Below are 12,912 nucleotides of genomic sequence, written 5' to 3'. Positions count from 1 at the left end.
GAGTCCGGTTCAATACCGTCTTCACACCAGCCAACTAGCTGCGTAATATAAAACTCTAACTTTTAGGGGTCACATCACGGTTGGGCAGCTTTTCTCATTTCTCGTTCGTTTCTTTTTCTTTTTCTTTCTCTTTCTCTTTTTCAAATCGACGGTCTATTTTTTGATCGGTCGTTTCAGGAACATTGGTCTTCGCCCGCTCCTCTTTTAAATCAAAATAGGAGTCTAGGGCCGTTCTGACGATATCTTTCATCGCTATGTTTTGTGAAATGTAATTACTTCGGTCGGTCGAAGCGTATGGAATGACAACTGCATATGCTACTTCAGGGTTTTCAGCAGGTGCATACCCTACATGTGTCAAGTTCACCGAAGCCATACCATACTTACTCCTATCATCCCCATAGTAGAAAGATTGAGCAGTACCCGTTTTCCCAGCAGCCGTGTAGGAAGCCCCATTGAATAGATTCGGAGCAGTCCCGTTTGGTCCGTAGTACGTGTAGTGCATCCCTTTTTTCACTTGTTCAATTTCTTTTTCCGTATTGTTTATACGATTAAGCACTTTCACTTCCGTTTCCTGCAATAAAGCGCCAAACGTTTCTCCATCTATTGAGGGTTCTCTAATTTCCTTTAATATTTTCGGTGCAACTCTGTAACCACCATTCGCAACAGTTGAGACGTACTGAGCAAGCTGCAACGGAGTATATGTGTCAAATTGTCCGATGGCAAAGTCAAGCAACTTACCAGAACGTGTATCCGTACCTGTGACACCTGTGTATTCTCCAGGCAAGTCGATTCCCGTTTTTACTCCTAAGCCGAAGGATGCATATGCGTTACGGAGCCTATCGAAACCGGCAATATCAATTGGAAGTGCTTTAAAAGGTCTGTAAACTCCATTCCCTATTGAAATGGCGATTTTGAACATATAAACGTTAGAAGACCTGCCAAGCGCCGTAATATCATCGACAGCCACCCGTCCGTACTGATTGAACAGGGATCTTTTGGATAATCCGGCAATATTCATCGGTTCGTCAATTTTCACTTCACCGACCGACAGAACTCCTTCGCTATAACCTGCCAAAACTGTCGCTACCTTGACAGTGGATCCGACTTCATAAGCGGAAGTGAATGTGCCGTACGCATAATCACGAACTTCCCATCTGCCCGAATCCTCATCTTTCACTAATCGTTTACCGACCAATGAAAGCACTTCCCCATTATTCGGGTCCATCATTATGAGGAATGCCCTGTCCATCAATCCGGATCGCGAGTCTTTCTTCAGTTCAAGAAGCTTCTCTGATATGAGTTTTTCCAAAGATTCCTGCAAATCACTGTCCATCGATAACACAAGATCTTTGCCCGGCTCCCCTTCTCTCACTGTTTTCGTCTCAATGACGCGACCTGTTCGATCTTTTACATTTTTAACGATCGTTTTTTGCCCTTTCAACAGTTCCTCATATTGCTGCTCGAAATAGCTCCTGCCAATCCGGTCATTCCTTGAATAATCCCTTGCCAAATAATAATCGAGATGACTTTTTGGAATCCCTTCGATGGAACTTGTCATCGTTCCAAGAATCGTACTGTCCGAGAATTTCACCCTCTCCCAGTCCGTCGTCGTATTGACCCCTTCAAAGTCACTCAACCGTTCCGACACTGCTGCGAACTCCTCTTCGGTAACATTTCCACTTTTAATGATCTGTGGGGAGTAAGCATAGCCTGACATCATTTCACGATAGATTGCCAGCACTTCAAGCTCGTGATCCGTGAAGGAGTTCAGCTCTTCATCCGTAATCCGTTCACGTGTCAAACGAGTCACCTCGCGTTGAATGTCCTGTTTGGAAACAGTTCCATCTTTGCTGATTTCCTTAAGTTCCTTTTTACTCACTTTCGCCTCGGCTTCCTCGGGATGCAATAAAATCCAGAAGTCTCGCTTATCTCCGATAGTCACCCTTTTCGTATCTTGGTGAATTAATTCGGATAAACCTTCTGCAATTTCCAGCATTTCCTGTGAAGTCGTGGAAGTTGTCTTCGTATATGTTATGGCATTCATAGGTTTATTATCGACAAGCACCTTCCCTGTCCGGTCATAAATTCTGCCTCGAGGTACACTCGTATTGACTGCAATTTCCTCTTTCTTCTCCAATTCTCTCGTATACTCTTCGCCTTTGACGATCTGCAAGTATCCAAGTCGAAAAATGAGCAAGGAAAATAGGATGAAGATTGAAAAGAAGAGTAGGTTCATCCTGAAGGCAATATGTTTCCGTTGACGGATTTTCGCTTGATCCACTTTGCGCATCGGCTTTTTCATATGTATTCCCCTTACGTTATTAGTCCATTATTCAATTATAGCATTTTAAAATAAAAAAAGGCATATATCCTGACGAACAGGATATATGCCTGGTTGCATTACATTATTTACCGAAGTTTTTAGAAACCTCATCCCAGTTTACTACGTTCCAGAATGCAGAAACGTAATCAGGGCGTCTGTTTTGGTAGTTCAAGTAGTAAGCATGTTCCCAAACGTCAAGTCCAAGGATCGGCGTCTTGCCTTCCATCAATGGAGAGTCTTGGTTTGGAGTAGACATGATTTCAAGTTCGCCGTTATTGGAAACAAGCCAAGCCCATCCTGAACCGAAACGAGTTGCAGCCGCTTTTGCAAATTCTTCTTTGAATGCATCAAAGCTTCCAAACTTCTTGTCGATCGCTTCAGCAAGTTCTCCAGTTGGGTTTCCGCCACCGTTTGGTGAAAGGATATTCCAGAAGAATGTGTGGTTAGCATGACCGCCGCCGTTATTACGGACAGCCGTACGGATGTTTTCAGGAACAGCATCCAGATTGGAAATAAGCTCTTCAACAGATTTAGATGCCAAATCTTCGTGCCCTTCCAATGCATTATTCACGTTAGTCACATAAGTATTGTGATGTTTCGTGTGATGGATGTTCATCGTTTCTTTGTCGATGTGCGGCTCGAGTGCATCGTATGCGTATGGTAGTTCTGGTAATTTGTAAGCCATTTGTCCATTCCTCCTCAATTGATTCATAATTTATCCTACACAATAAACATTATCAAAATTTGGGAGGCCATTCAATTGAAATGAACTACGTTGTAACATAGAGTATGAAAATTCCAATCATAAGCAACATGACCGCACCTTTAGCGGCGATGGAAGTGAAGAAGCCAACAATTGAACCTACACCTGTTTTCAATGATTGTTTTACACCAGTACGCGTCACTAGCAGTTCTGACAGGAACGCACCTAGGAATGGACCGATGAGGATACCCGCTACTGGAATCACGAAAGGACCAATAAGCAGTCCAATTGTGCTTCCCCACATACCGGCCTTTGAACCGCCAAATTTCTTGACACCAACAAAGTTCGCAAGTGTATCCGCACCAAACAGCAAAATGACGAACAACACTTGGATTACCCAAAACAACCAAGTCATCTCCTCAAAAGAAACAATCCATCCATAAAACAAGAATCCACCGATTATGAAAAATACGGAAGGAATGATCGGATAGAATAAACCGATGAAGGCGATGATGAACATGACAATGGCTGCGATCCATCCTGCTATTTCCATTGCATTCCCTCCTTGTTTTTCAATCTTATACCCGTTTTCCTAAAATGGCTTCTGCAATATTTACAGCATGGTCGCCGATTCGTTCAAGGTTGGAAACGATGTCGACAAATACCATCCCTGATTGCGCAGAACAATGCCCTTCATTCAAACGAACAATATGGTTCTTCCTGAATTTACGTTCCATCTTGTCGATCAAAGCCTCTTGCTCAGCAACTTCTTTCGCTAAATCGACGTCATTCATATCGAGTGAGCGCACTGCCTTTTGAACGGTAGCAATTGTCAACGTGAACATTTCTGTTAAATCTTTCATCGCATCCTCAGTCAATCTGACACGGTTCACTTCCCGGAAATCGATCAATTCGATTATATTTTCAAAGTGATCTCCAATCCGTTCAATATCCCGTACCGTATCCATAAGCATGACATGTCTTGCAGACTCAATCGGAGAGATATTAACCGCAGAAATATCTACAAGGTAATCAGTAATTTTACGGTCTAAATTATTGATCGCGTCTTCTATCTGATAAGCTGTTTCAGCATGGCGTTTGTTGCTCGTCTTCAAATACTCATATGTTTCTTCCATACCTTGTACCGCAAAATCACCCATCCTAATAATTTCTTCCTTCGCTTGTCCAATTGCGACGGAAGGAGATTGATTGATAAAATTCGGATCCAAATGCTTTGGTTTGTACTCGATTGTCACATCCTTACCAGGAATAATTTTCGTCACGAGTAATGCCCAAGCACCAATTAAAGGAAATTGAATAACGGTATTCAACACGTTGAAAGTACCGTGGGCGAATGCGATTTGCATTTTACTTTCCAGAGCTAGTAGACCTGAAATCCACTCAACGTAAAGCGTAAACGGATATAATAGAATCATGAAAACAATTGTACCAACGACGTTGAAGAGAACATGTGCCGCAGCTGCTCTTCTTGCTGCCACAGACGCGCCAATCGACGCAAGAACTGCTGTGATCGTTGTTCCGATATTATCTCCAAAAAGAATTGGTAAAGCGGCTTGAAGCGAGACAAGGTTCTCTGCGTACAGCCCTTGCAATATCCCGACAGTTGCACTTGAGCTTTGGACGATAAGTGTGAAGATAGTTCCCGCAACAACTCCAAGTATTGGATGATCAGCCATTGAAACCGTAAAGTCAGAGAATGCGGAGAGCGACCTTAGAGGCTTCATTCCTTCACTCATTAGCTCAAGCCCGAGGAATAGGCCCCCAAATCCAAATACAACTTCACCAAAGTTTTTAATAGTATTCTTTTTAAAGAAGAAAATTAGAATTGCACCAAGCGCCATAATTGGCAATGCATACGCACCCACATCAAGACCTATAATGAATGCTGTAATCGTCGTCCCAATATTTGCGCCCATAATAACGCCGATTGCCTGGCGAAGCGTCATAAAGCCTGCACTTACCAAACCGACGGTAATAACAGTTGTACCCGAGCTCGACTGTATGAGTACGGTCACGATAATTCCGACGAGGACACCCATGAACGGGTTTGTCGTAAATCTATCCAAAATACTCCTTAGCCTATCCCCTGCGGCTTTTTGTAAGCCATCCCCCATATACTTTATGGAGAATAGGAAGATCCCAAGACCCCCTAGAAATTGAAAGAGCACTTCCTGCCAATTTATTTCCATTACTTAGTATACCTCCATCATACATTATCTTTAAGCATTCCCATTATGTTGACTATGTTAACGAATTGTAAATAGAAGTGAGCAAATCTTTACATAGCCTTAACAATCCAGCGAAAAAAAGTCATACTTCTGTCGAATTTGATATCCATACTTCCCACTTGCATACATGGTAGACTATCAGTAAGTAAAGGAGGTCCAACTTTTGAAGTTCCATCAAATATTTTTGGCAGCGTTCCATGAGCCGAAAAAACTTGCAGCATTCCGGCTCCTTCCAATCGGGCGCGTTATCCGTTATGCTTTCTTTTTTATATTCGTCATGACACTTATTTCAATTACTCGCTTCTCTATTGGCGATACCGAATTGTTTGAAGCTTCTCCTGAACTGACAGAGTATAGTGAAACGATCGGCGGGCTTATTTATCCAATGGCCTTTATTTTTCAATTTGTCATTTCGACATTTTACGTATTTGTCCGAATCAGCTTATTTGCAGCTATCGGTATATGGATCGGCAAGTTAATGAAGAGGCGTATAGAATACCGCTTTATTTGGCGGACTGCCGCCATAGCTATCACCGTACCATTGCTGTTGACGATATTTCTAGATTTCTTGCCAGCTTGGGAAACTTTCGGCATTCTTTTCTCGTCCTTAATCCATATTGGCTACCTAATTGTCGCTCTCAAGTATTATCCAAAAGCACCTAGATGAATACTTTCCAAATTCCCGCATATTGTGTGGGAAGGGGGAATGTACATGCGTACTTTATTCGTAGCCGTAATTTTATTTCTTACCTTTCACATTATCCGAATTGACTTGGGGGATGGGACAATCCCTTTAGCATCGTTTTTTGGGAATGAACAGCCTTGTGAAGAAACGAAAATGGAAAGCATACATGTGACAACAATCCAAGGTGATACGATTGAATCCCTTTTTGCAATGTACCCAGATCCGGAATCTACTTTTGTAGAAAGATTATCAGCTTTTTATTCCCTGAATCCCCATCTTCGAAACCAAGAGCTAATTGGCGGTCTTTCCGTTCAGCTTCCCCTTTCGGAAACGGGACAAGATAATTGCAATTAATGATGTTTCAAGCGGTGTCCCTTGTTTTTTCATCCGATTGATTGCTAAAATAGATATTAGTTATGAGTTTGTAAGGAGAGAATATACCCATGAGTGAAATAATACACAGATCCAAAACACGTCCTGTACGGGTAGGCAATTTGACGATCGGCGGCAGTGACGAACTATTCATCCAAAGTATGACAACAACTAAAACACATGATGTTGAGGCAACGGTGGCAGAGATTTTACGTCTGGAAGAAGCCGGCTGTCAAATCGTTCGTGTTGCATGTCCGGACGAACGCGCTGCATATTCTATCGGTGCTATCAAAGAAAGGATTAATATCCCGCTCGTTGTCGATATTCACTTCGACTATAAACTTGCATTGATCGCAATCGAGCAAGGCGCAGATAAAATCCGGATCAATCCGGGTAATATCGGTCGTCAGGAAAAAGTGGAAGCAGTCGTCAAAGCGGCGAAAGAAAAAGGTATTCCGATTCGAATCGGTGTAAACGCTGGTTCACTTGAAAAGCACATCTTGAAAAAATACGGTTATCCGACTGCAGATGGCATGGTTGAAAGTGCCTTGCACCATATCAAAATACTGGAAGATCTCGATTTTCATGACATTATCGTTTCATTGAAAGCATCAGACGTGAATTTGGCAGTCGAAGCGTACAAGAAAGCTGCTGCTGCATTCGATTATCCATTGCACCTCGGGATTACAGAGTCTGGAACATTGTTCGCTGGATCCATCAAAAGTGCGGCAGGACTGGGTACATTGCTTTCAGCAGGTATCGGGAATACGCTGCGTGTTTCATTGAGCGCAGATCCTGTACAGGAAATAAAAGTGGCACGAGAACTGTTAAAAGTATTTGGTCTTTCTTCAAATGCCGCCACGCTAATCTCTTGTCCGACTTGCGGACGTATTGAAATTGACTTGATCTCCATTGCAAATGAAGTAGAGGAATATATTTCTACGATTAAAGCACCGTTAAAAGTAGCAGTATTGGGCTGCGCCGTAAACGGCCCTGGAGAAGCGCGTGAAGCGGATATTGGGATTGCAGGTGCACGTGGAGAAGGATTGCTCTTCATGAAAGGAAAAACCGTCCGTAAAGTGCCTGAGGAAACAATGGTGGAAGAACTAAAAATGGAGATCGACAAGCTTGCTGAAGAATACTTCGAAAAGAAACGCCAAGAAGAGCTGCTTCTTCAAAGTGGTGCCTCTGAATGAGGAAAATCCGTTTCGGCATTGATATCGATGGGACAGTAACATGTCCCACCTCTCTTCTTCCACATATCAATGCACAATTTGGATGCAATCTGATTCTAGACGATATTAAAGAATATGATTTGACAAAAGCTTTTCCTGTCGATGAAAAAGAGTTTTATGATTGGTACCGTCAAGCGGAAATGACAATTTACGAAACGTCTCCAGCACAGGAATTCGCGAAAATGATCTTGTCTCAATGGCGGGAGCATTACGAGCTTTATTATATTTCCGCCCGCGGTCAAAACGTGGCTGATTGTACGCTCGATTGGTTTGAACGTGAGGAAATCCCTTATGACCATATCGAACTGATTGGCAGCCATCATAAAATTGAGACGGCGAGAAAGTTCAATGTCGATGCGTTTTTTGAAGACAAGCATGATAACGCAGTCACGATTCATGAGGAATTGAACATTCCTGTCCTTCTCTTTGATACACCATATAACCGCGAACCGATTCCGGAAGGTGTAATACGAGTGACAAGTTGGCAAGAAGCCGACCAGTGGATCAAAAAGCTGTTTCCCATTCAAGAAAAAGTGAATTGAAAAAGGAGTAGGGTTCCCCTACTCCTTTTTATTGTTCCACACAAATCGGACATTTGCCGTAGATTTCGAATTTATGGCCTTGTACTTCATAGCCTTGTAAATTCACCGTAATCGATTCCATAGGGCAATGCGCTATGTTACGCGTTTTGCCGCATGCCGTGCAAATAAAATGGTGATGATGGACGCCATGATCGCATTGCATCCTAAAATGCCTCTCCCCATTCAATTCGGTCTCTTCCAAAATACCAAGCTCCGAAAAGGTCGTCAAATTGCGATAAATCGTATCAAAACTAATGCCAGGATTATCCGAAGCCATGAAATTCCTAACTTCCATCGCTGTCAAATACCTATCATTCTCAGAAAAGAATTCTAAAATCGTCTCGCGATTTTTTGTCCTTTTGAACTGCTGCTCTTGCAAAATGCGCCATGCTTCATCGAGAGTCATGCGAATTCCCCCTTCCTTTTCCGGGTAGACTGTTTGCCTTTCACTTTATTCCAACTTAACACAAGCAATAAAATGATGATAGACGTGATGACAATCGTCCCTCCCGGAGCAATATCCAGATGAAATGCTGCAAACAGCCCTATAATGACAGACAGCTCACCAATGACGACGGAGTAAATAAGCGCCCCCTTGAAGCTCTTAGCAAGCTGTATGGCAGCTGCAACCGGTATTGTCATCAACGACGAAACGAGCAAGATTCCGACAATCCTCATTGATGCACCGATGACAAGTGCGACGATAATCATGAAAACCGTTTGAATGATCTTTCCGTTGACACCTGAGACCTTTGCATATTCCTTATCAAATGACAAAGCGAACATTTCTTTATAGAAAAATCGAATAAACGCAAGGACGACGATGGCGATAATGATGATAATCCATAAATCCTGCCGGCTTACAGCTGAAACGGAGCCGAATAAGTAACCGACAAGGTCAGAGCCGAATCCTTTCGCCAAGGAGATGAAAATCGCACCGAACCCAATACCGGTGGAAAGGATGATAGGGATTGCCAGCTCTTCGAAATGCTTATATGCACCCCTCAGCCGTTCAATCAACAATGATCCCCCTACCGCACTAACCATTCCTAAATATACCGGATTTAAAGTGGAAAAAAGAAGGACTGACTGACTTAAAAAAAGGCTCCCCGCTATTCCGGCCAACGCAACGTGGCTTAAAGCATCTGCGATAAGCGCCAACCTTCTTACAACGATGAATAGCCCAAGCAACGGTGCGATGACCCCGATGATTAGTCCAGACAAGAATGCATTTTGAAGAAATTCATATGTGAGTATAGCACTAATCACGGTCAAACCTCCCTTTGTTCTTGATGGACGCGCCGTACAGGGTGACCGTACCATAACGATATGTCTACATCATTCATCTTCTTGTATTCAGATTGCACTCCATGGAAATGGATAGACCTATTAAGACACGCTACATGTGTCGCCAGCTCAGTTACAAGGTCAATTTCATGGGTAACGAGCAGGATTGCAATACCATGTTCACGGTTCAATTCATTCAGCATAGAATAGAACGAAGCTACGTTTTTCTGATCGATTCCGACAGTCGGTTCATCCATAATCAGCAAATCCGGTTCCCCTACTAATGCACGAGCGATGAAGACACGTTGCTGCTGGCCGCCTGATAACTCTCCGATATTTCGGGATGCGAATTGGTCCATTTTCACGATTCGCAAAGCTTCCAATGCTTTTTGCTCATCGTGCTTTGAAAAACTTTTAAATAAACCGACCTTTCGCGTAAGACCGCTTTTCACCACTTCGAGAACTGTCGCTGGAAACCCCGAATTGAATGAATTCGACTTTTGAGAGACATATCCAATACGCTCCCTTTGCTTGAAGGAATCAACATTTTGGCCAAATAGCTTCACTGTCCCCTGATCCGCCTTCAATAATCCTAAGATGATATTGATTAGAGTTGATTTTCCTGAACCGTTCGGCCCGATAAGCGCCCAGAACTCCCCTTCTTTTACTTCCAATGATATATCTTCGAGAACGGTAGACTGTTCATACCGAAAACTGACATCGATACATTCAATTATTGTATTTGTCATATAGTAGAATCCCTTTCTGTTGAAAAAATGTAAACAGGAACGATTACGATTACGATCACTAGTAGAAGTATATAGGAAGATTCGGCCGGACACAACTAATTAAGAAGGAATGGTGCAATTTGGATTATATGCAAATATTGAATGAAATAAAAAGGAAGAGTGATGAAGAAGCCAAATTATTGGCAGATGCGTATGGCATCAATTTATCAATAAAAGAAATTAGGGCGTTGCGTCCTTTGCTTGATGAAATTTCATTCCACTGGATTTTTACCGGCATTCCGGAAAGCTTCATCGCCAAAGTGAAACGTGCTGTCGGGGAAAAAAAGGGAGAAGAGTTATTCCGACAATATTTGGATATGATTTAAATACGCAAAAAGCAACCCGCCATTGGAATGACCAATTAGCGGGTTTTCACCATTTTCATACTAATAAAAGCTCACGTTGGTTTGCTTGGAATGTTTTCGATTTCAACATTTCAATTTCATATTGATATGGCGCTTTTTTGTTTTTGGCATCATTGCCTACGAAAGGCGTTTCAAGGATTTTAGGAATTGATATGAACTCTGGGTGATGAACGATGTAACTGAGCGCGTCGAAGCCGATATGTCCATGCCCGATATTCTCATGACGATCTTTCATTGCACCGCGTTCGTTTTTACTGTCATTGACGTGGATGACTGAAATTCTTTCTTTCCCAATAATGTTATCGAATTCTTGCAACACACCATCGAAATCATGAACGATGTCATAGCCTGCATCATGTACGTGACAAGTATCGAAGCAAACCGAAAGGCGTTCATTGTTGTGAACACCGTCAATGATTTTTGCAATCTCATCAAAGTTTCTTCCGCATTCGCTGCCCTTTCCTGCCATCGTCTCAAGCGCAATTCGGACTGTCGAATCTTCAGCAAGAACTTCATTCAATCCTTCAATAATTTTAGCAATTCCTTGATCTGCCCCTGCACCGACATGCGCACCAGGGTGCAGAACGATTTGATCTGCCCCAAGAGCCGCTGTTCTTTGAATCTCCTGCTGCAGAAAGTCTACGCCTAATCTGAACGTCTCAGGCTTAGTCGTATTACCAATATTAATGATATATGGAGCGTGGACAACGATATTCGATAGGCCATTCTCTTTCATATGCAATAATCCCGCTTCAATATTCAATTCTTCAATCGGTTTTCTACGCGTATTTTGCGGAGCTCCGGTATAAATCATGAATGTTGTAGCGCCGTAGCCCAACGCCTCTTCACTAGATCCTAGGAGCATCTTTTTGCCGCTCATCGAAACATGTGAACCTAATAGCAATGGTAGATCATTTTTCATTTCTTCGTTTCAATCTCCTTTCCCTCTTCTTGAATTTCTCTACGTCTTTAGCCATTTTCTTTTTATATCCAGGCTTGACCTTTGATGGTTTACGAACGTATGAAGTTGCTTTTTTATCAAGTTCATCCACTTCTTTGACACGCTTCTTCCGCGCATGGCGTTCCTTGACTTCAATCCACTCGCCTTTTTTTACATCTTCATGGATGAATGGGATGCCCATCTTTTCAATTTGTACAATTTTGTCGTCTTCCGAAGGTTCATACATTGTGATGGCGATACCTTCAAGGCCTGCCCGGGCTGTTCTTCCTACACGGTGGATAAAGAACTCCAAGTCATCAGGCAATTCATAGTTGACGACATGGCTCACCCCAGGGATGTCAATCCCACGTGCTGCAAGGTCAGTTGCTACGATATATTGATACTCGAGATCTCTGATCTGTTTCATCATCCTTGTACGTTCGCGTGGGGATAAATCACCGTGGATTCTGCCCGCCTTAATGCCATGTTCTGCTAAGTAATCAGCGATCTCATCGGCATTTTGCTTCGTGTTCGTAAAGACGATCGCTAAGTATGGATTAATGGCTTCCAAAACATGCAATAGCTTCTTCTTACGGTTCATGCTCCGTACAGGTACTAGTGAATATTTCATACCTTCGGTTAAAGGCTTTTTATTCCCGATCTGTACGTGAACAGGGCTCTCCATATACTTAGACAGGAATGGCTTTAATTTTTCAGGAATTGTTGCTGAAAAAACATACATTTCCAAGTCCGTCGGCATTTTAGAAGCAAATTTATCAATATCTTCGATGAATCCCATGTCAAATGCCAAATCGGCTTCATCGATTACCAGAATAGTTGCTGTATGAATTGCTAAAGCCCCTTCATCTGCAAGATCACGAATTCTGCCAGGCGTTCCTACAATGATGTGTGGATTCGATTTAAGCTTGTCGATGGAACGTTGCTTATCAGTTCCTCCAATTAAAAGCGAGCTTCGGATACTCGTTTTTTCTGTCATTTTATTCAATTCTTCATATAGCTGCAATGCGAGTTCTCTCGTCGGTGCAGTGATGACAGCTTGTAATTCTTCCTTCTCCTCATCCAGACGTTCAAGGATCGGAATAAGGAAGCTGTGCGACTTACCTGTACCTGTATGTGCTTGTCCGATCGCATTGGACCCTTTAAGGATTAAAGGGATCATTTCTTTTTGTATCGGTGTAGGGTGTTCAAACCCCAACCGGGCAATTGCCTCCCTAAGGAAAGGTTTGAATTGATAATCAGTGAATTTAGACATTCGTATGCCTCCTAACGTATTCCTATTGTAGCATGATTCCGTTCCGCAGTATGCGATTTTGGCATAGTATAGATAGTGAAAGTTCACAATGACCAAATGAAAGGGGTTATC

Annotated in this window: 14 protein-coding genes; 5 read left to right on the top strand and 9 right to left on the bottom strand. The window is 42.6% G+C overall.

All coding sequences use genetic code 11. The features are described from left to right. Nucleotides 1–94: 94 nt before the first annotated feature. The 4 genes from ACR65H_RS16510 to ACR65H_RS16495 form a co-directional block, all read right to left on the bottom strand. On the bottom strand, nt 95–2,302 hold the full coding sequence (locus ACR65H_RS16510) for a peptidoglycan D,D-transpeptidase FtsI family protein (protein ID WP_440501767.1): 2,208 nt from the start codon (nt 2,300–2,302) through the stop codon (nt 95–97). A 103-nt stretch (nt 2,303–2,405) separates the two neighbouring features. Then, the gene (sodA, locus tag ACR65H_RS16505; protein WP_440501765.1) at nt 2,406–3,008 is read right to left on the bottom strand and encodes a superoxide dismutase SodA; all 603 of its coding nucleotides are present in this window, start codon (nt 3,006–3,008) and stop codon (nt 2,406–2,408) included. 85 nt (nt 3,009–3,093) lie between these two features. Next, on the bottom strand, nt 3,094–3,579 hold the full coding sequence (locus ACR65H_RS16500) for a DUF456 domain-containing protein (RefSeq protein ID WP_440501763.1): 486 nt from the start codon (nt 3,577–3,579) through the stop codon (nt 3,094–3,096). A gap of 25 nt (nt 3,580–3,604) precedes the next feature. Next, complete coding sequence (locus ACR65H_RS16495; protein WP_440501761.1) at nt 3,605–5,236, bottom strand: Na/Pi cotransporter family protein; 1,632 nt, start codon at nt 5,234–5,236, stop codon at nt 3,605–3,607. A gap of 202 nt (nt 5,237–5,438) precedes the next feature. Here ACR65H_RS16495 and ACR65H_RS16490 point away from each other — a divergent pair, with 202 nt between their 5' ends. The 4 genes from ACR65H_RS16490 (at nt 5,439) to ACR65H_RS16475 (ending at nt 8,109) form a co-directional block, all read left to right on the top strand. Beyond that, complete coding sequence (locus ACR65H_RS16490; protein WP_440501760.1) at nt 5,439–5,942, top strand: DUF1189 family protein; 504 nt, start codon at nt 5,439–5,441, stop codon at nt 5,940–5,942. A 45-nt stretch (nt 5,943–5,987) separates the two neighbouring features. Further along, nucleotides 5,988–6,314 carry a protein YqfZ gene (locus tag ACR65H_RS16485; RefSeq protein ID WP_440501758.1) on the top strand — a complete coding sequence of 109 codons (327 nt, stop codon included), beginning with the start codon at nt 5,988–5,990 and terminating at the stop codon, nt 6,312–6,314. 89 nt (nt 6,315–6,403) lie between these two features. Continuing rightward, the gene (gene ispG / locus ACR65H_RS16480; RefSeq protein ID WP_440501756.1) at nt 6,404–7,528 is read left to right on the top strand and encodes a flavodoxin-dependent (E)-4-hydroxy-3-methylbut-2-enyl-diphosphate synthase; all 1,125 of its coding nucleotides are present in this window, start codon (nt 6,404–6,406) and stop codon (nt 7,526–7,528) included. Further along, a complete protein-coding gene (locus ACR65H_RS16475) occupies nt 7,525–8,109 on the top strand; it encodes a 5' nucleotidase, NT5C type (protein WP_440501754.1) in 585 nt (194 codons plus the stop codon). The genes ispG and ACR65H_RS16475 overlap by 4 nt, the downstream gene beginning before the upstream one ends. A 28-nt stretch (nt 8,110–8,137) precedes the next feature. On the opposite strand, the gene ACR65H_RS16470 is transcribed toward ACR65H_RS16475, so the two are convergent. Genes ACR65H_RS16470 through ACR65H_RS16460 form a run of 3 tightly spaced genes read right to left on the bottom strand, consistent with a single transcriptional unit; the run spans nt 8,138 to nt 10,184 of the window. Continuing rightward, nucleotides 8,138–8,554: a Fur family transcriptional regulator gene (locus ACR65H_RS16470; protein WP_440501752.1), complete on the bottom strand. Its 417-nt coding sequence runs from the start codon at nt 8,552–8,554 to the stop codon at nt 8,138–8,140. Continuing rightward, complete coding sequence (locus tag ACR65H_RS16465) at nt 8,551–9,417, bottom strand: metal ABC transporter permease (RefSeq protein ID WP_440501751.1); 867 nt, start codon at nt 9,415–9,417, stop codon at nt 8,551–8,553. Before ACR65H_RS16465 ends, ACR65H_RS16470 begins: the two co-directional genes overlap by 4 nt. Nucleotides 9,418–9,419: 2 nt before the next feature. Then, on the bottom strand, nt 9,420–10,184 hold the full coding sequence (locus ACR65H_RS16460; protein ID WP_440501749.1) for a metal ABC transporter ATP-binding protein: 765 nt from the start codon (nt 10,182–10,184) through the stop codon (nt 9,420–9,422). 119 nt (nt 10,185–10,303) lie between these two features. On the opposite strand from ACR65H_RS16460, the gene ACR65H_RS16455 reads away from it, so the two are divergent. Beyond that, entirely contained in the window at nt 10,304–10,549 is a 246-nt protein-coding gene (locus tag ACR65H_RS16455) for a hypothetical protein (protein ID WP_440501748.1), read from the top strand. A 55-nt stretch (nt 10,550–10,604) separates the two neighbouring features. Here the strand turns inward: ACR65H_RS16455 and ACR65H_RS16450 are convergent, their stop codons facing one another. Both ACR65H_RS16450 and ACR65H_RS16445 read right to left on the bottom strand, forming a co-directional pair. Next, entirely contained in the window at nt 10,605–11,492 is an 888-nt protein-coding gene (locus tag ACR65H_RS16450; protein WP_440501773.1) for a deoxyribonuclease IV, read from the bottom strand. Nucleotides 11,493–11,499: 7 nt separating this feature from the next. Continuing rightward, complete coding sequence (locus ACR65H_RS16445; RefSeq protein ID WP_440501746.1) at nt 11,500–12,801, bottom strand: DEAD/DEAH box helicase; 1,302 nt, start codon at nt 12,799–12,801, stop codon at nt 11,500–11,502. Between the last annotated feature and the right edge of the window lie 111 nt (nt 12,802–12,912).

This window comes from Sporosarcina sp. SAFN-015 (genome assembly GCF_059415085.1).
This window is presented reverse-complemented; position numbering and strand designations above follow the sequence as displayed.

Excerpts from the sequence above, each read along its gene's own strand:
- ACR65H_RS16495 (WP_440501761.1), bottom strand. The coding sequence starts at position 5,236 with ATGGAAATAAATTGGCAGGAAGTGCTCTTTCAATTTCTAGGGGGTCTT.
- sodA (WP_440501765.1), bottom strand. The coding sequence starts at position 3,008 with ATGGCTTACAAATTACCAGAACTACCATACGCATACGATGCACTCGAG.
- ACR65H_RS16510 (WP_440501767.1), bottom strand. The coding sequence starts at position 2,302 with ATGAAAAAGCCGATGCGCAAAGTGGATCAAGCGAAAATCCGTCAACGG.
- ACR65H_RS16460 (WP_440501749.1), bottom strand. The coding sequence starts at position 10,184 with ATGACAAATACAATAATTGAATGTATCGATGTCAGTTTTCGGTATGAA.
- ACR65H_RS16475 (WP_440501754.1), top strand. The coding sequence starts at position 7,525 with ATGAGGAAAATCCGTTTCGGCATTGATATCGATGGGACAGTAACATGT.
- ACR65H_RS16500 (WP_440501763.1), bottom strand. The coding sequence starts at position 3,579 with ATGGAAATAGCAGGATGGATCGCAGCCATTGTCATGTTCATCATCGCC.
- ACR65H_RS16445 (WP_440501746.1), bottom strand. The coding sequence starts at position 12,801 with ATGTCTAAATTCACTGATTATCAATTCAAACCTTTCCTTAGGGAGGCA.
- ACR65H_RS16485 (WP_440501758.1), top strand. The coding sequence starts at position 5,988 with ATGCGTACTTTATTCGTAGCCGTAATTTTATTTCTTACCTTTCACATT.
- ispG (WP_440501756.1), top strand. The coding sequence starts at position 6,404 with ATGAGTGAAATAATACACAGATCCAAAACACGTCCTGTACGGGTAGGC.
- ACR65H_RS16470 (WP_440501752.1), bottom strand. The coding sequence starts at position 8,554 with ATGACTCTCGATGAAGCATGGCGCATTTTGCAAGAGCAGCAGTTCAAA.